This is a genomic window from Lutibacter flavus (assembly GCF_900188355.1).
Taxonomy (GTDB): Bacteria; Bacteroidota; Bacteroidia; order Flavobacteriales; family Flavobacteriaceae; genus Lutibacter; species Lutibacter flavus.
This window is the reverse complement of record NZ_FZNX01000001.1, coordinates 70056-93932: the sequence shown is the minus strand read 5'-3', so window position 1 is coordinate 93932 and position 23877 is coordinate 70056. Positions and strand designations below refer to the sequence as shown.

Annotated in this window: 24 protein-coding genes; 20 read left to right on the top strand and 4 right to left on the bottom strand. The window is 30.2% G+C overall.

Annotated features, from left to right (window positions below):
• Positions 1 to 43: 43 nt before the first annotated feature.
• The 4 genes from CHB63_RS00460 to CHB63_RS00445 all read left to right on the top strand — a co-directional run bounded on the left by CHB63_RS00460 (position 44) and on the right by CHB63_RS00445 (position 3222).
• Positions 44 to 796: a 5'-nucleotidase C-terminal domain-containing protein gene (locus CHB63_RS00460; protein ID WP_089376475.1), complete on the top strand. Its 753-nt coding sequence runs from the start codon at positions 44 to 46 to the stop codon at positions 794 to 796.
• Between the two features lie 6 nt (positions 797 to 802).
• Positions 803 to 1717, top strand: coding sequence for a bifunctional metallophosphatase/5'-nucleotidase (locus CHB63_RS00455; RefSeq protein WP_089376474.1), 915 nt, complete (start codon positions 803 to 805; stop codon positions 1715 to 1717).
• 18 nt (positions 1718 to 1735) lie between these two features.
• A complete protein-coding gene (locus tag CHB63_RS00450) occupies positions 1736 to 2776 on the top strand; it encodes a GMP reductase (RefSeq protein ID WP_089376473.1) in 1041 nt (346 codons plus the stop codon).
• A gap of 62 nt (positions 2777 to 2838) precedes the next feature.
• Positions 2839 to 3222 carry a DoxX family protein gene (locus tag CHB63_RS00445; protein ID WP_089376472.1) on the top strand — a complete coding sequence of 128 codons (384 nt, stop codon included), beginning with the start codon at positions 2839 to 2841 and terminating at the stop codon, positions 3220 to 3222.
• Here the strand turns inward: CHB63_RS00445 and CHB63_RS00440 are convergent.
• Positions 3219 to 3872 carry a lysoplasmalogenase gene (locus tag CHB63_RS00440; protein WP_089376471.1) on the bottom strand — a complete coding sequence of 218 codons (654 nt, stop codon included), beginning with the start codon at positions 3870 to 3872 and terminating at the stop codon, positions 3219 to 3221. The two genes, CHB63_RS00445 and CHB63_RS00440, sit on opposite strands and share 4 nt — an antisense overlap.
• Before the next feature lie 9 nt (positions 3873 to 3881).
• A complete protein-coding gene (locus tag CHB63_RS00435; RefSeq protein ID WP_089376470.1) occupies positions 3882 to 5774 on the bottom strand; it encodes a hypothetical protein in 1893 nt (630 codons plus the stop codon).
• Positions 5775 to 6029: 255 nt separating this feature from the next.
• On the opposite strand from CHB63_RS00435, the gene CHB63_RS00430 reads away from it, so the two are divergent.
• The 11 genes from CHB63_RS00430 (at position 6030) to CHB63_RS00380 (ending at position 16563) form a co-directional block, all read left to right on the top strand.
• Entirely contained in the window at positions 6030 to 8273 is a 2244-nt protein-coding gene (locus tag CHB63_RS00430; RefSeq protein ID WP_089376469.1) for a molybdopterin-containing oxidoreductase family protein, read from the top strand.
• Positions 8270 to 8803, top strand: coding sequence for a 4Fe-4S dicluster domain-containing protein (locus CHB63_RS00425; RefSeq protein WP_089376468.1), 534 nt, complete (start codon positions 8270 to 8272; stop codon positions 8801 to 8803). Before CHB63_RS00430 ends, CHB63_RS00425 begins: the two co-directional genes overlap by 4 nt.
• A gap of 10 nt (positions 8804 to 8813) precedes the next feature.
• Positions 8814 to 9755: an NrfD/PsrC family molybdoenzyme membrane anchor subunit gene (gene nrfD, locus CHB63_RS00420; RefSeq protein WP_089376467.1), complete on the top strand. Its 942-nt coding sequence runs from the start codon at positions 8814 to 8816 to the stop codon at positions 9753 to 9755.
• A gap of 10 nt (positions 9756 to 9765) precedes the next feature.
• Positions 9766 to 10296, top strand: coding sequence for a YeeE/YedE thiosulfate transporter family protein (locus CHB63_RS00415; RefSeq protein WP_089377533.1), 531 nt, complete (start codon positions 9766 to 9768; stop codon positions 10294 to 10296).
• Between the two features lie 20 nt (positions 10297 to 10316).
• Entirely contained in the window at positions 10317 to 10907 is a 591-nt protein-coding gene (locus tag CHB63_RS00410; RefSeq protein WP_089376466.1) for a YeeE/YedE thiosulfate transporter family protein, read from the top strand.
• 17 nt (positions 10908 to 10924) lie between these two features.
• The gene (locus CHB63_RS00405; RefSeq protein WP_089376465.1) at positions 10925 to 11587 is read left to right on the top strand and encodes a rhodanese-like domain-containing protein; all 663 of its coding nucleotides are present in this window, start codon (positions 10925 to 10927) and stop codon (positions 11585 to 11587) included.
• 27 nt (positions 11588 to 11614) lie between these two features.
• Positions 11615 to 12232 carry a rhodanese-like domain-containing protein gene (locus CHB63_RS00400; RefSeq protein ID WP_089376464.1) on the top strand — a complete coding sequence of 206 codons (618 nt, stop codon included), beginning with the start codon at positions 11615 to 11617 and terminating at the stop codon, positions 12230 to 12232.
• Between the two features lie 371 nt (positions 12233 to 12603).
• Positions 12604 to 13593 carry a rhodanese-like domain-containing protein gene (locus tag CHB63_RS00395; protein WP_089376463.1) on the top strand — a complete coding sequence of 330 codons (990 nt, stop codon included), beginning with the start codon at positions 12604 to 12606 and terminating at the stop codon, positions 13591 to 13593.
• Between the two features lie 36 nt (positions 13594 to 13629).
• Positions 13630 to 14631 carry a rhodanese-like domain-containing protein gene (locus tag CHB63_RS00390; RefSeq protein ID WP_089376462.1) on the top strand — a complete coding sequence of 334 codons (1002 nt, stop codon included), beginning with the start codon at positions 13630 to 13632 and terminating at the stop codon, positions 14629 to 14631.
• Between the two features lie 115 nt (positions 14632 to 14746).
• Positions 14747 to 15808, top strand: a complete 1062-nt coding sequence (locus CHB63_RS00385) for a porin (protein ID WP_089376461.1) — start codon at positions 14747 to 14749, stop codon at positions 15806 to 15808.
• A 101-nt stretch (positions 15809 to 15909) separates the two neighbouring features.
• The gene (locus tag CHB63_RS00380; protein WP_089376460.1) at positions 15910 to 16563 is read left to right on the top strand and encodes a Crp/Fnr family transcriptional regulator; all 654 of its coding nucleotides are present in this window, start codon (positions 15910 to 15912) and stop codon (positions 16561 to 16563) included.
• Here the strand turns inward: CHB63_RS00380 and ligA are convergent.
• Positions 16560 to 18593, bottom strand: a complete 2034-nt coding sequence (gene ligA / locus CHB63_RS00375) for an NAD-dependent DNA ligase LigA (protein ID WP_394335307.1) — start codon at positions 18591 to 18593, stop codon at positions 16560 to 16562. The two genes, CHB63_RS00380 and ligA, sit on opposite strands and share 4 nt — an antisense overlap.
• Positions 18594 to 18783: 190 nt before the next feature.
• Here ligA and sqr point away from each other — a divergent pair, with 190 nt between their 5' ends.
• From sqr to CHB63_RS00360, 3 genes are read left to right on the top strand one after another with little or no spacing between them, the layout of a single operon-like run.
• Complete coding sequence (sqr, locus tag CHB63_RS00370) at positions 18784 to 20031, top strand: type III sulfide quinone reductase, selenoprotein subtype (protein WP_089376459.1); 1248 nt, start codon at positions 18784 to 18786, stop codon at positions 20029 to 20031.
• A gap of 48 nt (positions 20032 to 20079) precedes the next feature.
• Complete coding sequence (locus tag CHB63_RS00365) at positions 20080 to 20391, top strand: TusE/DsrC/DsvC family sulfur relay protein (protein ID WP_089376458.1); 312 nt, start codon at positions 20080 to 20082, stop codon at positions 20389 to 20391.
• A gap of 43 nt (positions 20392 to 20434) precedes the next feature.
• Positions 20435 to 20935, top strand: coding sequence for a DsrE/DsrF/DrsH-like family protein (locus CHB63_RS00360; protein ID WP_089376457.1), 501 nt, complete (start codon positions 20435 to 20437; stop codon positions 20933 to 20935).
• Between the two features lie 68 nt (positions 20936 to 21003).
• On the opposite strand, the gene CHB63_RS00355 is transcribed toward CHB63_RS00360, so the two are convergent.
• Entirely contained in the window at positions 21004 to 22410 is a 1407-nt protein-coding gene (locus CHB63_RS00355) for a trypsin-like peptidase domain-containing protein (protein WP_089376456.1), read from the bottom strand.
• Positions 22411 to 22576: 166 nt separating this feature from the next.
• Here CHB63_RS00355 and dapF point away from each other — a divergent pair, with 166 nt between their 5' ends.
• Positions 22577 to 23356, top strand: a complete 780-nt coding sequence (gene dapF, locus CHB63_RS00350; RefSeq protein WP_089376455.1) for a diaminopimelate epimerase — start codon at positions 22577 to 22579, stop codon at positions 23354 to 23356.
• A complete protein-coding gene (locus CHB63_RS00345; RefSeq protein ID WP_089376454.1) occupies positions 23356 to 23874 on the top strand; it encodes a GNAT family N-acetyltransferase in 519 nt (172 codons plus the stop codon). Before dapF ends, CHB63_RS00345 begins: the two co-directional genes overlap by 1 nt.
• The last annotated feature ends 3 nt before the right edge of the window (positions 23875 to 23877 follow it).

Genomic DNA, 23877 nt, shown 5'->3' with positions numbered 1-23877 from the left:
CGGTTGAGTGACAAAATTAAATAAAATCGATAGTATTCTAACAATGAAAAAAATTATTATTTCAATTTTTACAATTTTACTATTATTAAGTTGTAAAAATGAACCACAAGTTTTGGTGAAAGTTGAAGGAAAACTACTACCAATAACAGAAGAAATTCAATCTAAAAAGGAGATTGAAGATTTTATTCAACCTTATAGAGAAAAAGTTGAAGCTGAAATGAATACTGTTCTTTCCTATACTGAAAAAGATTTAGTTAGAACTGATGGTGAATTAGAAAGTTCACTTGGAAATTTAATGGCAGATTTGTGTTTTGATATGGCAAATCCTGTTTTTAAATCCAGAACAACTAATAACATTGATTTTGCACTATTTAATTATGGAGGAATACGAGCTGGAATTACTAAAGGTGACATTAAAACTGAAAATGCGTTTCAATTAATGCCGTTTGAAAATAATTTGGTAGTGGTAGAATTAACTTCAGAAAAAATTAAAGAACTTGTTAATTATCTAATTGCTAACAACAGAGCTCACCCATTATCCAAACACATTAATTTAGAAATTACCAAAAAAGGTTATAATTTAAAAATAAACAACCTACCACTTAACGATTCAAAAACGTATTTTGTGTTAACATCAGATTATTTACAAAATGGCGGCGACAAAATGGACTTCTTTAAAAATCCGGTTTCAATTCAAAACCTGAATTACAAAGTAAGAAACGCTATTATTGATTATTTTAAAGATAAAGACACCATTAATGTTAAACTAGACGGAAGATTTCGTGCTGAAAAATAGAGAATTATGAAAAGAAGAAATTTTATACAAAAATCGTCAGCTGGAGCGGCCTTTCTAACTTTAGGAGGTTTATCTTTAGAATCATTTGCTAAAAAAACATCAAAACACATTACTATTTTACATACAAATGATGTTCATAGTCATATAGATCCATTTCCTGAAGATCATTACAAAACCCCAAATCAAGGTGGTGTAGCCAGAAGAGCTACTTTAGTTGAAAATATTCGTAAAGAAAATCCAAATACATTATTATTAGATGCTGGTGATATTTTTCAAGGAACTCCTTATTTTAACTTTTATGGAGGAGAAATTGAGTTTAAATTAATGAGTATGCTAAAATATGATGCTGCTACAATTGGAAATCACGATTTCGATAATGGGATTGACGGTTTATTTGCTCAACTACCCAATGCTAAATTTGACTTTGTTTCAGCTAATTACGATTTTAAAAACACCGTTTTAGACACAAACATTAAACCTTATAAGGTTTTTGTAAAAGATGAAATTAAAATAGGGGTTTTTGGTTTGGGCATTGAACTTGCTGGATTAGTAGATCCTAGAATGTATAAAGAAACCAACTATTTAGACCCTGTAGAAATTGCTCAGGATATGAGTAGAATTTTAAAAGAAGAAGAACAATGCGATTTGGTAATCTGTTTATCTCATTTAGGTTATTACTATAAAAGCGCTCCATCTAAAATTTGCGATTTAAATTTAGCTTCAAAAACTAAAGATATTGACTTAATAATTGGAGGTCATACGCATACTTTTTTACCAAAACCAACTGTAACTAAAAATAGCGTTGGTGAAAATGTATTAGTGAATCAAGTTGGCTGTTATGGAATAAATATTGGGCGAATTGATTTTTATTTCGATAGTGATAAAAATATAACAAGTAAAGGAAAAAGTATAATAGTATAAATAGTTTAAGAAGATCGAATGAGAATAGAAACTGGATTGAAATTAGGATTTAAAGATGTAATGATTAGACCAAAAAGGTCAACTTTAAGTTCTAGAGGACAAGTAACATTAGATAGAAATTTCACCTTTTTACATAGCAAATACAAATGGAATGGCGTTCCAATTATGGCCGCTAATATGGATACCGTTGGTACTTTTGAAATGGCTAAAGAGTTAGGAAAAAACAAAATATTTACTGCAATACACAAGCATTATTCTCTTGAGCAGTGGAAAGAATTTATGGAATCTATAAGTGATGATTTAACCGACTTTTTTGCAGTTAGCACAGGAACTGGCGCTCCAGATTCAAAAAAACTAGCTACAATTATTAATAATCATCCTCAAATAAAATTTATTTGTATAGATGTTGCAAATGGATATTCAGAGCACTTTGTAAACTTTGTAAAACAAACACGCAAACAATACCCTGATAAAGTAATTATGGCAGGAAATGTTGTCACTGGCGAAATGGTTGAAGAACTTTTACTAGCTGGAGCAGACATTATTAAAGTTGGAATTGGTCCGGGATCCGTATGCACAACCCGTGTAAAAACAGGTGTTGGATATCCACAACTTTCTGCAATTATTGAATGTGCGGATGCTGCCCACGGATTAGGCGGACAAATTGTATCTGATGGTGGGTGTAAAGTCCCTGGTGATATTGCAAAAGCTTTTGGAGGAGGTGCGGATTTTGTTATGTTAGGGGGAATGCTTGCTGGTCATACAGAAAGTGGAGGTAAAACCATTGAAATCAATGGTAAAAAACACAAACAATTTTATGGTATGAGCTCAGAAACCGCTATGAATAAACATGTTGGCGGTGTTGCTAATTACAGAGCTTCTGAAGGAAAGACGGTTGAAATTCCATATAGAGGTGCAGTTGAAAATACGGTTCAGGATATTTTAGGAAGCTTACGATCAACTTGCACATATGTAGGTGCAAATAGGTTAAAAGAACTAACAAAAAGAACTACTTTTATTAGAGTTCAGGAACAACATAATGAAGTTTTTTCGAATTAAAAAACAGTGAAATATGTAATAATTAAAAACTTTTTCGTCTAAACGAGAAAGTTTTTTTTATTATGAATACTAAAGTTTATTTGATTTTTAGAATTATAGTTGCCTTTATTTTACTGCAAACACTTCTATATAAATTTACAGCACATCCTGATAGTATTTACATTTTTACAAAGGTTGGATTAGAGCCTTTTGGAAGAATTGGAATTGGCGTATTAGAATTAATTGCAGCAATTTTAATTTTAATTCCAAAAACTATTTGGGCTGGAGCCTTATTAACAATCGGAATTATAAGTGGTGCCGTTCTAATGCATTTAACTCAACTTGGAATTGAAATTAATAATGATGGTGGAAAATTATTTTATATGGCATTTATAGTACTAATTTTAAGTATTCTAATTTTATGGAAACAACGTAAAAAAATACCACTAATTGGTTATAAACTTTAACTTTCTTCGGTTTTTAAAATCATAGATCGGTAAATTAAATACTGTGCCAATATATAAGTTACCATAATAACAACTTCAAATAAATGCGTTGAATTATAAAATTTGTTAATTGCTAAAACCGAGTCTGAGATCATAAATACTATTGCTCCAATTAACATTAATAACGATTTCTTAGACTTTGTATTTTGAAAATCAATTAATGAAACTACACCAAATATTGAAATTGTTAAGCCATAAATTATTACTGGTAGCAGCATTTCATTTAAAGAATCTTTTAAAGAAAGAATCAACAAACTAAACACAATAAAAAATGGAATAATTGACGTAATTATTTTTGTAAATGAGGTTTTATTAATTCTTCCAACAACAATTTTTATATATATAAAATGAGCCAATAAAAAAGAAACCAGACCCATCATAAAAAATAATTCTCCCGGATACAATAAAAAAACATCTCCAAAAAATGAAAATATCAATGCCATTACATACCACTTGTTTCTAATTAAAACAGAGCTTGAATACAAAAATAATAATGATAAAAGAATAAATGGTTTAAACAAAAATATTAAACTCGGTTCCTTAAAAACAATTCCAACAATATCTATAACTGAAACAAGGATAAATACAAAAAGGGCAATTTTTTTAATCATAATTCATAGCTAATTATTCCAAGTAGGCAATATACAAATTTTGTCTAATTTTTTCAATAATGGTTTTATTCCATCAATTAAACTTTGTTGCATAATTTTAGAATCATCTGTATGACATTGTAAACAAGCACCAACCAATAATAATTGCTGCTGTTCTTTAACTGTAAATGGCCTAAAATCTAATCTAGTAGAGTTTACAACACCTTTTTCAACTTCTTTCAAAAAAGGAATCCAAGCATCTTCTGGTAAATTATCATTTGGATTTAATGCATATTCTGGGGTGAACCTCCACACTCCTATTCCATTTTTAATTTCGTAATTTAAATCACCTTTTCCATAACCAATTGTTGTCGGATTTGCGTGACAACTTTTACAATCTCTAACTTTTGAAGTTGTTGTATGTGGTGAGTTTGGCGCATACAACCGATGAAAAGATACATCTTCTCCTAATTCTTTTCCTGCATAACTTCCTTTATCAATGGTTAAAATCATACCTGGCACGGCTGGCTCAATATGTTTCTCATTTTCACTTTCCCTAACTCCCATTGCCGGTAATGATGAAGAAAACTCAGCAACATATTCTTTCCACTGACCTTTTCCATATTTTTTATCTAATAAATCGAAAGCTCTTGGTTCATCTTTATCAAACTCATTATGACAACCTATACAACGTGATGTCCAAGAAGAATGACAAGTTGAACAACTCACATTTTGGTGTGCATTATCTCTAGAGCAAATCTCAGGTTGAGGTTTTAAATCATGGAGTTTCCCATCTTTTTTACCTATTAAAAATGCATTTCCAAGGGAATCTACAAAAGTATTTACTAAAGGATGATTGTCTTTTTTAACAGCAATAATCTGTTTATCATAATGTTTATAATCTCTATGAAGAAAAACCAACAAGCTTTCTGCATCTAAAGAATCGTAAGGCATTGTATTGGGTTTTTCATTAAAATGACAATCGGTACATTGCAGTTTTACAGCTTGCTCTTCATGAGTATATTGTTTACCATCACCCATTACTTCATGTGAAGAATGACAATCAATACATAGCATCCCTTTCGTATGGTGTAAATCCTCTTCAATATATTTATAAACTCGCTTATCTTCTAAAACTCTAAACCCTTCTTTACCAACTACATCAATTTCATCCAACATTGTTTCTTGCCACCCTTCATAATTTGTTGAAATTCTGCTTGAACGACTATGACATCCAAAACAATGCTCATTTTTTACATAAATATTAGTCGCTGGATGCATTTTAGGCAACTCCTTTTTATTCGATGACAAATAAGTTTCTAATTCCTTTTTGGCTTCTTCTGAATAATTTAAATGACAGGCATTGCAACCTCCTCCTCTACTTAGTTGTGTAATTGCTCCAAATTCCTTTTTTTCAGCACCTAAATGACAATTAGCACATAAATCCCTTATATGTTTATCTGAAGCCGAATTCCCTATTAATTGAATGTGATATTGGGAATTTGGAGAATCAGCTTCTCCAAAAATATATTTATCTACAGCAACCAAACCACTGTTTGTGGTCATTAAGGAATTTTCAATTTTGTTTAATTCATTTGGATGACATTTACCACACGTTTCTTTGGCATCCGATAAATTCCCGGGAATTAAAATCATTCCTTTATGAGATTCCTCTTTATCCATTGAAACTATATTTCCTAAATGACAACTTGCACAACCAATCAAATCCGGATTATGATAATTAGAATATCCTTTCGTATTTTGATGACATTGCAAACACGATTCTTTTGAAGTATCTTCTATTTTAATATATTCCTTATTTTCTATAATTCTTGAATTAGGGTTTCCTAATTTCATAAAAAAAAAGAAAATTGATATCAATAAAACAGCTCCTAAAAAATACCAAATCTTATTATTTTTCATTTCAACAAGTAATTCAATACAAATTTACACCAATTTAATTTCTAATAATAATTACATTAAAATACAAGCGTTTTAGTAATGTATTTCAATACAGGTCATTACATCAATTAAGTTACTTTGGTTACACATATACTGTTGATTTTCAATAACTTATTGTAACCATTGTTACCATCTCATTTAGATTTGTATGACTTTTGTCATACTCTAAACTTCTATCTGTAAATACCTTTACACCTGATTAAAATAATTAAACTTATGACTACTTCAAGAAGAAAATTTATAAAAATTTCTGCTTTAGGTTTGGGAGGTGTTGCAGCAACAACAAGTGCTATAAAAATGTTTGGAGCAAATCCCTATTTAGATGAACTTGTGAAAGAAAACGTTGCCAAAAAATTTAAAAGAACACCTACTTATTGCGAAGTTTGCTTTTGGAAATGTGCAGCTTGGACTTACACCAATGAAAATGGTGAGATTAAAAAAATTATTGGAAATGACAATGATCCACATTGTTATGGTCGTTTATGTCCAAGAGGCACTGGTGGTGTTGGAATGTACAATGACGAGGACAGACTTAAAACACCTTTAATTAGAACTACTGTTAATGGCGAAGACACTTTTAGAAAAGCAAGTTGGGAAGAAGCCCTCGATTTAATTGCTGCTAAATTTAAAGCTGTAAAAGACAAATACGGAGCTGAATCTTTAGCATTATTGAAACATGGTGCACCAGGAAAACATTTTGAACATTTATATAAAGCTTTAGGTTCTGACACAATAGCTGAACCAGCTTATGCACAATGCAGAGGAGCAAGAGAAGCAGGTTTTAATGCAACTTTTGGATCTTGGATAGGTTCTCCAGAACCAACAGATATTAGAGATACCAAATGTTTGGTATTAATAGGTTCTCATATTGGAGAAAATATGCATAACTCTCAAGTTCAGGAAATGTCTGACGCAATTGATAATGGAGCTACAATAATTACAGTAGATCCAAGATTATCAACAGCAGCAAGTAAATCAAAACACTGGTTAGCAATTAAACCAGCTACAGATATTGCCTTAATGTTGGCTTGGATGAATGTTATCATTGAAGAAGGTTTATATGATAAAGAATATGTAGAAAAATATGGCTTAGGTTTTAATGAATTAAAAGAATATGTAAGTACGTTCACTCCTGAATGGGCTTATGGAATAACAACAATTAAGCCTGAACTTATTAGAGAAACTGCAAGAGAAATGGGTAATGCAGCACCTTCTGTAATTATTCATCCTGGTAGACACGTAAGTTGGTATGGAGATGATACACAACGTGCAAGAGCAATGGCTATTTTAAATGGCTTGTTAGGTTCTTGGGGACGAAGAGGTGGTTTCTATTTTAAAGAAAGTATTAAAGTGCCAAAATATCCACATCCTGCATATAATCATCCAAAATGGGGCTGGAAAGAAATTGGAGAAAAATATCCATTAGCACAAATGGGAATTACTACTGAAGTAATAAAAGCTTCAATACCGAGCCCAGATAATAAATATCCTGTAAAAGCATGGTTAGTAGCAGGAACAAACATAACCAAATCCATTCCTGACAGAAAATTACTTGAAGCTGCCATGGATGAATTAGAATTTATGGTTGTGGTTGACACGATGCCAATGGATGTAACAGGTTATGCTGATGTTGTTTTACCGGAATGTACATATTTAGAGCGTTTTGATGGAATTAGATCTGCAACAAACAGAGAACCTTCTATAGCATTAAGAATGCCAGCTGTTAAACCAAAATATGATTCAAAACCATCTTGGTGGATAGCAAAACAACTTGGTGAACGTTTAGGAGTAGGCGACTATTTTGCTTATGACGATTACAAAGAAGTAATAGAATGGCAATTAGAAAAGATGGGGACTTCATTAGAAGAAATGGAAAAAATAGGCGTAAAAAACTTTCCTCGTAAATCTAGATCTCTATATTTAAAAGAGGATGAAAAATATGAATTTCCAACAATGAGTGGAAAAATAGAGTTTTATTCAAAAGAGTTAAAAGAATTAGGATTTGATCCTATGCCAAAATATACTGCTCATCCAGAACCGCCTCAAGGTTTTTATAGATTAAACTATGGTAGAGCTCCAATGCATACTTTTAGCAGAACTGCAAACAATCCTAATTTAAATGATTTAAAAAAGGAAAATGATCTTTGGGTAAATCCTAAAGTTGCAAGAATAATAGGCTTAAAAACTGGCCAAAGAGTTTGGTTAAGAAATCAAGATGAAATTACTTCAACGTTCTCAATAAAAGTGAGAGTTACTGAAAGAGTTCGTTGGGATTCTGTTTATATGGTTCATGGTTTTGGACACGATAACAAAAAATTAACAAGAGCTTATGCTAAAGGTATTAATGATACACAACTAGTTTCAAAAGTAGCTGTAGACCCAATAATGGGTGGTACAGGGATGAGAGGAAATTTTGTTGAAATTTTAACTGAAAACCCACATAAAAATACTGAAATATGAGATATGCAATGGTAATTGACACATTAAAATGTGTTGGATGTAGCGATTGTGTAGTTGCTTGTCAAACTGAAAATGACGTACCTATTGGGTATTGTAGAGATTGGATTACTGAAACTGTTAGTGGAGCGTATCCAACAATTGAACTCGAATTAAAATCTGAAAGATGTAATCATTGTGATAACGCACCATGTGTAAGATGTTGTCCAACAGGTGCAAGTCATCAATTAGACAATGGAATTGTATTAGTTACGGGTGATGAATGTATTGGTTGTGGTGCTTGTATAGAATCTTGTCCTTATGATGCTCGTTTCCAACATCCTGATGGATATGTAGATAAGTGTACTTTTTGTCATCATAGATTAGAAAAAGGACAATTACCTGCCTGTGTTTCAGTTTGTCCAACAAAGTGCATGTATTTTGGAGATTTAGACAATCCTAATAGTGAAGTTTCCAGATTACTAAAAAACAGAAAACATAAAACCTTAGCTCCAGAAGCCGGAACTAAACCTAAAGTTTATTATTTAATATAAAAATATAATTATGCAAGAAGAATTATTTACAAGTGGAAGAAACTTACCACATATAGATCCTTCACTAGAAATATGGCACTGGCCAATATCAGTATATTTATTTTTAGGAGGTTTAGCCGCAGGTTTGTTATTTTTTGCAGGTTTAATTACAGTTTTAGGTAAAGACAAAGAATATCCAACAACTGTAAAATTTGCAGCCATAGTATCTCCAATAGCATTAACGTTAGGTTTATTAGCGTTATTTTATGACTTAACACATAAGCTATACTTTTGGAGATTGTATACAACAATTAGGATTGAATCTCCAATGAGTTGGGGAGCTTGGGTATTATTAATAATTACTCCTATTTCTTTTCTATGGGTGATGAGTTATTATTCAGAATTATTTCCGAAATGGAAATTAAAATTCGAATTTTTAAATACGTTTGAAAAAATTCTAACAAAGAATAGAATATATATGGCATATGTTTTAATTCCATTGTCAGTTATTTTAGGAATTTATACTGGAATTTTATTATCTGCTTTTAATGCAAGACCTCTTTGGAATAATGCAATATTAGGTCCGTTATTTTTAGTATCAGGACTTTCAACGGGAGCAGCATTAATTATTTTATTAGCTAAAAGCAAAAAAGAAAGACATTTATTTAGTAAAATAGATTTAGCATTAGTAGTTATAGAATTAGGATTAATAGTCCATATGTTAATGGGAATGGCAGCTGGATCTGAAGTTCAATTAGAAGCAATGCAATTATTAGTTGGTGGAGAATTTACTGTAATGTTTTTTGGCTTTGTAATAATTCTAGGATTAATTGTTCCTGCAACTTTAGAACTAACCGAAATTGTTGGCTATAAAATCCCTGTTGCAATTCCAGCGATACTTATATTAATAGGTGGATTAGTACTTAGGTTTGTAATGGTTGAAGCAGGGCAAATAACTCGATACCTATATTAAAATGAACAAAATGAAAATAGATACACAAAAAAATAGTCATATGTATTGGAATCCTTATTTTGGAGGGTTTCTACTTGGAATAATAATATTATTTACATTTTATATGACTGGAAGAGGCTTGGGAGCAAGTGGTGCTATGAAAAGTGGAGTTGTTGCGCTTGTGGATACTGTTACTCCTTCACACGCCGAAAAAAATGCATATTATAGTAAATTTATTAGTGAAGATGATTCACCTTTAAATACTTGGTTAGTTTTTGAAGCAATAGGTGTTCTAATTGGAGCTTTTCTTTCTGGTGGATTATCTGGAAGAATTGGTTGGAGAACCCAACATTCACCAAAAATAACAAGAAAACGCAGATTGGTATTTGCACTAGGTGGAGGTATTTTATTTGGTTTAGGTGCGCAAATTGCACGTGGTTGCACAAGTGGTGCAGCACTTAGTGGAATGGCTGTACTTTCAACAGGTGGTTTTATTACGATGTTTGCCATTTTTGGCACCGGATTTTTAGTAGCGTATTTCTTTAGAAAAAATTGGATTTAACTTAAAAAAAATAAAAATATATGGGACCTTTAATTCCTAATGGTGTAATTCCTTACGAATGGAATAGTATTATCGCCATACTAATTGGTATTGCTTTTGGATTTGTTTTAGAAGCATCAGGATTTTCATCCTCGAGAAAATTAGCAGGTGTATTTTACGGATACGACTTTGCAGTATTAAAAGTATTTTTTACAGCAGCTTTAGTTTCATTAATCGGTATTTTATATATGGATTATTTAGGCTATGTAGATATTAGTCAATTATATGTACACCCAACTTATTTGTGGGGAGCTATTATTGGTGGAGCTATAATGGGAGTTGGATTTGTTGCAGGTGGTTTTTGCCCTGGAACAAGTTTATGCGCCGTTGCTATTGGTAAAATAGATGCAATAATTTATGTAATTGGTATTATGATTGGGATATTTATTTTTTCCGAATTATATTTCATTTTTCAGCCAATATATGATGGATCCTTTTTAGGAAATATTACTTTAATGGATTCATTTGGTGTAAATCGCTATTGGTTTGTATTCATTTTTACAATTATAGCAATTGTAGTATTTGTTATTGCAGATATAATTAGAAAAAAACAGAAAAAAATATTTTATTAATTATAAGATAAAGCAACATGGTTAATAGAAAATTAGCAAAAGTATTAAAATTTAGATATACAATATTAGCAGCAATATTGGTACTCTTAGCAGCTGGATTAGTATTACTTCCAAAATATGAAAAACATGAAGGTATAAATCCTGAAGAACTTTTAAGCAATGTTATTAGTCCAGAAAGATATATAACTTCAGATGAATTGGCACATAAAATTATAAATCAAGATCCTTCATTTTTATTGATTGATGTGCGTGATGAAGAAAATTTCAAAAAATATAGTTTACCAAATGCCATAAATATTCCTTTAAAAAATCTTTTAAAAGAAGATTTTGAAGGATATATAAACCAAAGCCAGTTTGATGTCGTATTCCTTTCAAACGATAATTTATATGCCGATCAAGCTTGGGTTTTATGTAATAGATTAGGATATAAAAATTTACATGTGTTAAAAGGCGGTATAAACAACTGGTTTAATACTATTATAAATCCTGCAAAACCCAATGAAAATATGGCTTCTATAGACTTTCAATTATATTCTAATAGAAAAGCGGCAAGTATGTTTTTTGGGGTTGCTTATCCAGAACAAGTTAAAAAGAAACCTGTAGTAGTTAAAAAAGTAACTCCTAGAAAGGTTGTGCCTATTAAAAAGAAAAAGAAGTTACCTGTTGAAGGTGGATGCTAATTGTACAATTGTTATAAATTTTATAAAATGAAAGAACTAGAAAAAACTAAAAGAATATCAATAGCCTCAGTGTTATTTATATTAGTAATACTTATTGCACTTTTAGCATACAAACGGCCTAAACACCTATATAGTGAAAACACTAAAAGTACTCTAGAGAAGATAACAACAGAAAATTATTTTACAAATTTAACTGAATTAAAGGATACTAATGTTGTTCTTATAGATGTTAGAAGTCAGTTTGATTTTGAAAAAGGTCACTTAGAAAATGCCGTTAATATTTATGCTCCTGAGATTCTAAATGATACAAATTCTAAATTTTTTGATGAACTTAAGAAGAACAATAATTCAGTAATTTTATATGGTAATACACCAAATGAAGTAATTGCTCCTTATATGCTTTTATATCAATTAGGTTATAAAAATATAAAAATCCTAACAGCAGAAATTACGTATTCTAAAAATAAGGTAATTTCAAAAGATGTTGAGATTGAAAAATCTAAATATGATATAAATGGGTTTATACAAGAATCAATAAAAAAGGCTTCAATTAAAGCTAAACCAAAACCGGAAGTTGTAAAAACTCCAAAAAAAATTATTCCTATTAAAAAGAAGAAAAAACTACCTGTTGAAGGTGGTTGTTAGTTAGTTATAATTATTTTTAGTTAAAGCTGCTTTTTTATATTAAAAAAGGCAGCTTTTTTTTGCGTTTTTTTACAAAATAAGAGTTTTCCCCTTTAAAAAATCAACAATTATTTATAAAAAATCACATTCTTTTTCTAAAATATTACCTTCCAGAAAAAATATGTTTTTTTATTTATAAAATAAACACGTAAATAATTGATTTACAATTATTTAAATGTGTAACTTAAGTATCTAAAGAGAACAAATATATATTAGAATTTAATGATAAAAGTCATAAAACTAATACGTTTTCGTAAGTAATTTTGATGTAACAATTATGGCAAATTAACGCAACAATTGTAACCAAATATTAATTTAAATTTATTTAAAGAATGAAAAAATTCGCACCCTATTTAGTTATACTTTTTATAGCTGTTACAATATTAAGCAGCTTTAAAAAAAATGAACAAAAAATTGAAACTTATCCTTCAGAATTTGAATTATTAGTTCAATATTTAGAAGAAAATGGAAACTTTATAAACAGTGAGTTAGCTCCTGCTATTATTACTGCTTCTGAAATTAAAGAAAATGTAAAAAACAACAAATACTTAGTTCTAGATATTAGAAGTGAAAGTTGGTTTGACTATGGACATATTAAAAATGCTAAAAACGTAAAAGGTCCAGAATTATTAAATTATTTCGAAAATGAAATTGATCCAGCAACATTTGATAAAATAACTGTTGTTTGTTATTCTGGACAATCTGCTGCATATTATGCCAGTTTATTAAGATTGTCTGGCTACAACAATGCTTACAGCCTAAAATGGGGTATGAGTTCATGGGGAGATGAATTTGCAACTAATATTTGGGTTAAAAATTCAACAAATAATTTTACAGATCAATTAGAAACTATCTCTAACCCAATAGCTGAAAAAGGTGAAACTCCAACTATATTAACAGGGAAGATTAATGGAAAAGAAATCTTAACAGAACGCATTAAAGAAGCTTTTGCAAAACCTTATAAGGAATTTATTGTAAAAGCTGAGGATGCGTTTACAAATCCATCTGACTATTATATTGTAAACTATATGGACGAAGAAAAATACAACTTAGGCCATATAAAAGGAGCTATAAATTACCAACCTAGAACTTCATTAACTACTACATCAAATCTATATACTTTACCAACAAACAAAAAAGTATTAGTTAACTGTTTAACAGGTCAATCTGCTGCATATACAGTAGCTTATCTAAATGTATTGGGTTATGACGTTGCAAATTTAGGATATGGTTCTAATAGTTATATGAATACACTTTTAACCGAAAAAGGTTGGGAAGGGTTTTCACCAGTTGAAATACAAAATTATCCAGTAGTTGAATAAACAAATCCAAACTATATAAATAAAAACAAACAAATTATGAAAAAAATATCGTATTTATTAATCGCTCTATTTTTAGTACCAACATTGTTCTTAACATCTTGTGATAAAGGTGATGATACAGGTGTAGATGCAACACCAGCTTTTACATTAATGAAAGATTATGTTATTAATAACAATTTAGATATTGATAAAATAATTACAAATACAGATGGTGAAAAATTTGTAGTTGGACCACCAGCAACTGCAGAAGATGTGCCTGCTTATATTGCAAAATATACCATTTTAGATATTAGAAGTGCTGAAGCTTTTGCAGCTGGACATATAGAAGGTGCAAAAAATATTTCTTTTTCTAATATTTTAACTGAAGGTGCTGCAGCTGCAAAACCTGTATTAATGGTGTGCTATTCAGGGCAAACTGCTTGTTATGCTACAGCATTAATGCGTATGTATGGATATTCACATACAAAAGCTTTAAAATGGGGTATGTCTGGTTGGAATTCTGCTTTAGCCAGTGGTTGGAATGCAAAGATTGGAGCTGAAGAAGCAAAAGGACATGCAAATTGGACTACAGAAAGTGCACCTACAAATTTAACATTTGCAGACCCAGTATTTTCTACTTTATCTACAGATGGAGCAACAATATTTAAAAACCAAGTTGAAAAAGCTGTAGCTACAGGATTTAAAACTGCAAGTGGAACAGATGTATTAAACAACCCAAATAACTATTTTATTAACAACTATTTTAATGCAACAGATTACTCAAGCTTTGGACATGTCGACGGTTCTTACAGAATTCTTCCTTTAAAATTGGCTGACAATAGTTACAAAGGTTTAGACCCTGCTTCAAATGCGAAAGTTGTAACATACTGCTATACAGGTCAAACTTCTGCAGTTGTAACTGCATGTTTAAACGTATTAGGGTATGACGCTTACAGTTTAACTTATGGTATGAATGGCTTATACAATACTAATACAGCTTGGGCTTCAAACCAATGGGGAGGAGATAGCAATCCAAAAGATTTACCATTAGCTCAATAATTAAAACCATTTAATAAAACAAAAGCCCTGAAAAATTTAAAACAACTTATTAGTTCATAAAAGTGTTTTAAAATCCAATAAGTAATCTTTTTAGGGCTTTTCAAAAATTTATAATATGAGAACAAAAATAATTATCCTATTTGCATTAATATTTGCATTAAATTTTAATACTTCATTCGCCCAAGGATGTGAAGATGATGCTGCCCCTACAGGAGCTGTTTCTGGAGTTCCTTCAACAAGTAGTATGACAATTTTTGGTTACATACAACCACAGTATAACACCTACTTTACAGATCCAGGCGAAAATACTTTTAATTTCAAAAGAGCTCGATTCGGTGTTCGTGGAAGAGTAAATCGTTCTTTCTCTTATTACTTTGTAATGGAAACTAGTGCATTTATGAGTGGTGGAGATGCTTATTTACTAGATGCATTTGTGACCTACGACAAAAACGAATGGGCTAAAATTTCTTTAGGATCATTTAAACAACCATTTGGATTAGAGGTTGCAACAGCTTGTCATAGTTTAACAACTATAGACAGAGCGATAGTTTCTGATCAATTAGTTGCACCCCAAAGAGATTATGGTTTAATGCTATTGGGAGGATCCAGTAAAACTAAATTCAGATATTCAGTTGCCATTATGAATGGATTTGGGCTACGTGGTGATTCAAATTCTTATAAAGACAATAACACTAAAAAAGACATTATTGGTAGAGCTTCTTATAAATTATTTGATTTTATGACACTTGGTGGTAGCTTTAGATATGGCTATCCAAACAATAATGATAAGGACAGAACTACTTATGGTGGTGAAATAGTACTAAATTATGGAGGATTTAAAGTTCAAGGAGAATATATTTATGATGAAGGTGACTATAATAGAGCTGCTGAAGGTGGATGTGGATCCGTTCCATTAGAATTAGGTGAAAAAAGAGAAGGTGCTTATTTTATGGCAACTTATGATGTAAATGAAAAATTTCAACCTGTATTTAAATATGAATATTTTGACCAGGATTTAGACATTAAAAAAATTGGATATCAAGAAATGATGACTATTGGAGCAAATTATTTTATAAATAAAAACACAAGATTACAAGTTAATTATCAAAATAAAATTGAAACTGGATTAAGTGTGGATAATGACGCACTTTTGATGCAACTGCAAGTTAAGTTTTAAAGCAGTTACTATTATTTGAATTATTAAACTCCTGATAAAAATCAGGAGTTTTTTTATAGATATATTTTATATTTGTATACAAAATCAAAACATTGCTAATTATGACAAATGATAAAGACTTTTTAAGAGAAAAATTAAATGACCATTATGCGTCTATCTTTGAAGAAGAATTAATCAATGAAATTATTAAAATAGGAATGTTTAGAACTATTGATAGTGGTGATATTCTAATTGATATTGGCGATAAAATGTCACATATCCCACTTATTTTACATGGAGCTGTTAAAATAATTAGAGAAGACAATAATGGTGAAGAAATTGCGCTTTATTTTTTAGAAAAAGGTGATACTTGTGCCATTTCATTTGTTAACTGTATACATAAAACTAAAAGTATATTTAGAGGGGTTACAGAAAGAGAAACTGAAGGTATATTTATTCCAGTAGAGTTTGTGGATAACTGGTTAGTTAAATATGAATCTTGGAGGCATTTTATTATTGATAGTTACCATTTGCGCTTAATTGAAATGGTAGAATCTATTGATAGCCTTGCATTCACAAAATTAGACGATAGATTACATAAATACCTTGTAGAAAAAGTTAAAGTTATGAAAAATAATACTTTAATTATAACCCACCAGGAAATTGCTAATGATATAAACACTTCCAGAGTTGTTGTTTCCAGACTACTTAAATTACTCGAAAACGAAGGAAAAATTAAAATTAGAAGAAATAGAATTATAATTGATCATATTTAATTCAACATTTTAATATAATCCGTCTCGGTAATTATTGGTATCTCTAAGCTTTCAGCTTTAGCAAGTTTGCTTGGTCCCATATTATCTCCGGCAATAATAAAATTGGTTTTTTTAGAAATTGAACTCGCTACTTTACCTCCATTATCTTCAATTGATTTTTTTAGGTCGTTTCTATTAAAAATTTTGAATACGCCAGATACTACAAATATTTTTCCATTAAGAATTTCTGTTTTACCCTCTTGCGATTCTTCAGATAGTTCTAATTGCAATCCATATTCTTTTAATCTTTCTACCAATTGATTATTTAAATCAATTTTAAAAAAACTAAGTACACTTTTAGCAATTTTCTCACCAATCTCATCAACATTAACCAGATCTTCAAAAGTTGCCTGTTTTAATGCATCTATATTTTTATAATGATTTGCCAGTTTTTTAGCAACAGTTTCACCTACAAATCTAATTCCTATTGCAAAAAGGACTTTTTCAAAAGGAATTTTTTTGGATTTTTCAATTCCTACAATCATATTTTGGGCAGATTTTTCTGCCATTCGTTCTAATGGAATAATTTCTTCTTCTTTTAATTCGTATAAATCTGCGTAATTTTGAACTAAACCTTCCTTAAACAATAACTCAATAGTTTCAGCCCCAATACCGTCAATATCCATTGCTTTTCGGCTAATAAAATGCTGAATCCTACTGGTAATTTGAGTTGGGCACCCGTATTCGTTTGGACAATAATGTTTGGCATCACCTTCTTTTCTTACTAACTCTGTATTACAATCCGGGCAATGTGTTATATAAACAGTTGGTTCAGAATTTGATGGTCTTTTACTTAAATCTACTCCAACTACTTTAGGAATTATTTCTCCACCTTTCTCAACAAAAACAGTATCCCCTACTCTAATATCTAATTTTTCAATTTGATCTGCATTGTGTAATGAAGCTCTTTTTACTGTGGTACCAGCCAATTGAACAGGTTCTAAATTTGCAACAGGTGTTATGGCTCCGGTTCTACCAACCTGATAGGTAATTTCATTTAATACAGTGCTTTCTTGCTCGGTTTTAAACTTATAGGCAATTGCCCATCTTGGAGATTTTGCAGTATAACCTAACTCATCTTGTTGCGCTAACGAATTAACTTTTACAACTACTCCATCAGTTTCATAAGGTAAATCAAATCGTTTTGTGTTCCAGTTTTCAATAAAAGTAAAAACTTCTTCCATAGATTTACAAACCTCAATTGCATTAGGCACTTTAAATCCAAGTTCTCTAGCTTTCTCAAGAGTTTCAAAATGCGTTGCTTTTGGATTTTTATTAGCTACTATATGATATAACAAACAATCTAAAGGTCTTTTAGCAACTTCTGAACTATCTTGTAATTTCAAGCTCCCACTTGCAGTATTTCTAGGGTTTTTATAGGGTTCTTCACCTATATCAATCCGCTCTTCATTCATTTTATTAAATCCATCAAAAGGCAAAATTATTTCCCCTCTAATTTCAAAATTTTCTAAAAAAGCCTCCTTTAAAACCAAAGGAATAGATTTAATGGTTTTAATATTTGCAGTAACTTCATCGCCCTGAAAACCATCACCCCTAGTTACCGCACTCACCAAAACACCGTTTTCATAACTTAAATTTATAGACGCTCCATCGTATTTTAATTCACAAGTATAACTTACGTCTTCGGTTTCTAATATTTTTTTAATCCGTTTTTCCCAATCCTGTAAATCCTCTTTTGAATATGAATTATCTAAAGAATACATTCTGTTTTTATGCTCAACTGTTTTAAAATTTTTGGTGATTTCTCCTCCTACTCTTTGTGTTGGAGAATTTGGATCGAAAAATTGTGGATTTTCGGCTTCAAGTTTTTCTAACTCTTTTAGTTTCAAATCAAACTCATAATCAGAAATTGTTGCATTATCTAATACATAATAGTTATAATTATGCATTCTTAATTCTTCTCTTAGCTTATTTATTTTTTGTTCAATATTTATTGGCATATTCTTTATTTTCAAAGCTAAAATAATCATTATTTTATTAATATGGACTTAGAAACATTGCTTCAAATTATTTTTTAAAAAATTTATTGATGTAACTAATGTGACATAGTAAAGTGACATTTATCATAAATATAAAAATGTAACTAAAGTAACTTTACATCATAGTAAAAGCAAAACAAAAAAACTAAAAGCTATTAATAAATTTAATAAATTACTTAAAATGAAAAACTTACTAATATTAGGTGCAGGAACAGCAGGAACGATGATGGCAAATCACCTGAGACATAAATTATATAAAGACAAGTGGAATATTACCATTGTTGATCAATATAAAACACATTATTATCAACCTGGTTTTTTATTTTTACCTTTTGATACTTATACTGAAAAGCAAGTAAAAAAAGTTGGAAAGAAATTTATTCCTAAAGATGTAAATTATATTCAAAAAAAAATTGAACAAATTTACCCTGAAGAAAATAAAGTGCAATTAGAGGATGAAACGTTATACTATGATATACTAATTGTAGCTACAGGATCTAAAATTGCTCCTGAAGAAACTGAAGGATTAATTGGACCTCTTTGGAAAAAAGATATATTTGATTTTTACACTTTTGAAGGCTCTTTAGCATTACGAAATAAACTTAGAGAATGGGAAGGTGGAAAATTAGTAGTTCATATTACTGAAATGCCAATAAAATGCCCTGTAGCTCCTTTAGAATTTGCTTTTTTAGCTGATTCATATTTTAGAGAAAAAGGAATGCGCGACAAAGTTGAAATTTCTTATGTTACACCACTTACAGGTGCTTTTACAAAACCGACTTGTTCAACAGCTTTATCTTATCTTTTAAAAGAAAAAGGTATTCACATGGAATCTGATTTTGCAATTGAACATGTAGATAATGATAAAAAAGAAATTGTAGATTATGAAGATAGAAGAATTCCTTTTGATTTACTTGTTACCATTCCAACAAATATGGGTGATGCAGTAATAGAAAAATCTGGTTTAGGTGATGATTTAAATTTTATCCCTACAGACCATAACACTTTACAATCTTTAGCACATGAAAATATTTTTGTAATTGGAGATGCAACTAATGTTCCAGCTTCAAAAGCAGGTTCAGTAGCACATTTTGAAGCAGAAACATTAACAGATAACATCCTTTTATATATTGATGGTTATCCATTAAAAAAAGAGTTTGATGGGCACGCAAACTGCTTTATTGAAACTGGAAATAAAAAAGCCTTACTAATTGATTTTAATTATGTAACTGAACCAGTTCATGGTACTTTTCCTTTTTCAAAAATTGGTCCACTTAAATTATTAAAAGAAAGCGTTTTCAATCATTGGGGAAAATTAGCCTTTAGATGGATTTACTGGAATATGCTATTAAAAGGAATAGCAATTCCTTTTGTATCAAGAAATATGAGCTTTAAGGGTAAAGTTTTTGATATAAAACCAGAAAAATAAATAATTATAAACTAAATTATAAACTAAATTAAAAAATAACTAAATATTATGTCAGTAAAAACAATAGCAGGAGTAGCAGTAAATGTTTCCGAAGATGGATACCTTGAAGATATGAATCAATGGAATGAAGAAATTGCAAAAGAAATTGCAAGTGAAATTGGAATTGAATTAACACCAAAGCATTTTGAAGTATTAAACTATTTACGTGAAAAAACAAAAGCAAAAGAATCTTTAACGATTAGAGGTGTTGGTAAATCAGGTATTGTGGATATTAAAGAGTTATACAAATTGTTCCCAAAAGGACCATTAAAATTCTCATCAAAAATTGCAGGAATTCCTAAACCAACTAGCTGTATTTAAATTCCTTAACAAATATTATTCACAATAATTTAAAATTAAAAAAATGAGTACAGAAAAAAAACCTTTAGAGAAAGTTTGCTTAATATGTGCCAAAGGAAGTTTAGAAGATGTTTATGCAAGTTTAGTGATGGCAAATGGTGCAGTTATGGAAGGAATTGAAACTAACGTGTTCTTTACTTTTTTTGGATTAGATGGTATTACAAAAAAAGCAATGAATCATTTACATACAGCAACTACAGGAAACCCTGCAATGCGTATGCCAGGTGGACTTCCTTTTCCTACAATGCTTGGTGGACTGCCAGGTGTAGAATCTGCCGTTTCAGGTATGATGCGTAAACAAATGGAAGCACTAGATATGCCACCAGTAGACGAATTTTTAGAAATGATTACAGCTGGTGGAGGTAAAATATACGCTTGCAAATTAGCAATTGATATGTTTAAACTTAAAAAAGAAGATTTATCAGATGAAGTTTCTGATATTATAACAATAGGTGAATTTTATGAAATGTGTGATGGAGACAGAACACAAATTATATTTACTTAATTTTTTAAAAAAATAAAAGGTCGTTTAAAGTAATTTTAAACGACCTTTTAAACAAATAATCAATCAAACTATCTAAATATATATCGTTCTAACTCTCCGTTTAAATTCAGCATTTCAATTCGTAAAACTTCATCACTCTTCTTATTTGAAATAATATCATTTATGTCATCTACAGAGTAAATCTTAATATCATTAATTGCAGTGATAACATATCCCTTTTTAACGTTATAAGCTTGTAATTCTGCGTTTGAAATAGCCGTTATTTCTACTCCATTAGAAATTTTTAATTTTTTTAACTCCTTAGCATTTAGATTTTTCAATTCTAATCCAATTGAAGATATTATGCTAATTTCATTTTTAATTAGCGTAACCAAAGCCACTTTTTCTTTACCGTTTCTTAAAAAGGTAACTTTTATTTTATCATTTGGCCTTTTAGTTCTGATAAAACCAGTTAAATCAGCATAAGTTGCTATTTTTAACTCATCCAATTTAATAATAATATCATCTTTTCTAAGTCCTGCTTTTTGAGAGCCTGATCCTTCAATTACTTCAGAAATATAAAACCCTTCTGTATTTTCAATATTCAAATTTTCTGCAACTTTACTATTTAATTCACCGCCTCTAACACCCAAAACTGCTTTTTGAACATTTCCATACTCCATTAAATCTTCAACAACTTTTTTAGCAATATTTGAAGGTACAGCAAATGAATAACCAACAAACGACCCCGTCATAGATGAAATAGCTGTATTTATACCAACTAATTGCCCTCTGGTATTTACCAAAGCACCTCCACTATTTCCAGGATTAACTGCGGCATCGGTTTGTAAAAATGAATCTACTCCACTGTTTCCATCTAAATCTCTTCCTTTGGCACTTATAATTCCAGCAGTTACAGTAGATGTTAAATTATATGGGTTTCCAACGGCTAAAACCCATTCCCCCACTTTTAAATTTTGAGAGTCACCAAAAACAATATAATGTAAATCTTTTGCATTTACTTTTAATAATGCAATATCATTTATTGGATCTGTTCCTATTAGTTCAGCTTTATAAACTTTTTTATTGTTTAAAGTAACTTCAATATCTGTGGCATTTTTTATAACATGATTGTTAGTTATTATATAACCATCAGCTGAAATCACCACACCACTACCTGTTCCTATTTGAGAATACTTTTTTGTACCGCTACCTTCACCGTAAAAAAATTCAGCAAATGGATCCCGAACCGTTTTATACATGGTATTCTTTACGTGTACAACTGCATTTAATGTTTTTTCAGCAGCTACAGTAAAATCCGTATTTTCAACGGCACTGGTATTTAATTCCCTATAGTCGGTTTGCATTGAATCGGGTTTCGTTTCAATGGTTTTTTCTATAACAATTTGTGGTTTTTCAATAAATAATTTATAAGCCCCCAAAGTAAGAGCACCACCTAATGCAGCAAATAGTACAATACTTATAATTTTTTTCATTGTTTCAATATTTATTCTTTTAGTAACACTCAAAATTAGAACAATATTATATTAAAAAAATTCCTTTAACGCTTTCTTAACGCTCATTTAACTCATTTTAACAATTTCAAATTTCTGAACAATTTTTAACAATAAAAACTACTTTGAATTTACTACATTTGCAACAATGAAACTACAATTTTACAAATATCAAGGGACAGGAAACGATTTTATTATGATAGATAATAGAACCCTTTTCTTTCCTAAAACTGATGTAAAACTTATCAATAAATTATGCGACAGGAGATTTGGCATTGGTGCTGATGGACTTATTTTATTAGAACCTTCAGAAAATGAAGATTTTACAATGGTCTATTATAATGCCGATGGTAATGAAGGAAGTATGTGCGGTAATGGAGGAAGATGTTTGGTTGCATTTGCCAATCAGCTAGGTATTATTAAAAACGAAACTACTTTTGATGCTGTTGATGGTTTACATTATGCAACAATTAAAAATGGTATTGTAAGTCTAAAAATGATTGATGTAAACGAAATTGAAGGTTCAGATTCACATTCATTTTTAAACACTGGATCACCACATCATATCAGTTTTTGCGATACTATTTCTAACATAAATGTAAAAGAATTAGGTGCCAAAATAAGATATGGATCACCCTATTTTGAAGCCGGAACAAATGTTAATTTTGCAGAACAGGTTGCTAAAAATTCCTTTAAAGTTAGAACCTACGAACGTGGTGTTGAAGATGAAACTTTAGCATGTGGAACTGGAGTTACGGCGGTTGCAATTGCAGCTAACAAAACAAATAAAACAACTGCTAATCATATTAAAATTGAAGTATTGGGTGGTAATTTGGAAGTTTCTTTTGATAAAAAAGGCGATAATTATACAAATGTTTTTTTAACTGGCCCTGCTCAATTTGTATTTGAAGGAAAAATCTCAATTTAATGGCTACATTATTAGGTGAAAATATAGTATTAAGAGCATTAGAACCTGAGGATCTTAATTTTTTATTTACTGCTGAGAACAATGAAGTTTTTTGGGAAATAAGTAGTACTCAAACTCCTTATTCCAAATATATTTTAGAAAAATATATTGAAAACTCACATCAGGATATTTATGAAGCTAAACAATACAGATTTGTAATTTGCAATACAGAAAATATTCCTGTTGGAATGATTGATTTGTTCGATTTTAATCCACAGCACCTAAGAATAGGAATTGGAATTTTATTAATTCCAAAACACCAAAATAAAGGCTATGGAGTTGAGGCATTAGAATTAATTATAGATTATGCATTTTCCTATTTAAATGTGCATCAAATTTTTGCAAATATTACATCCGATAATTTTAAAAGCATTTCTCTTTTTGAAAAATTTAATTTTAAACCGGCCGGAGTTAAAAAAGACTGGATTTACTCAAAATCCACTTTTAAAGATGAAATTTTATATCAATTAATAAAATAACAA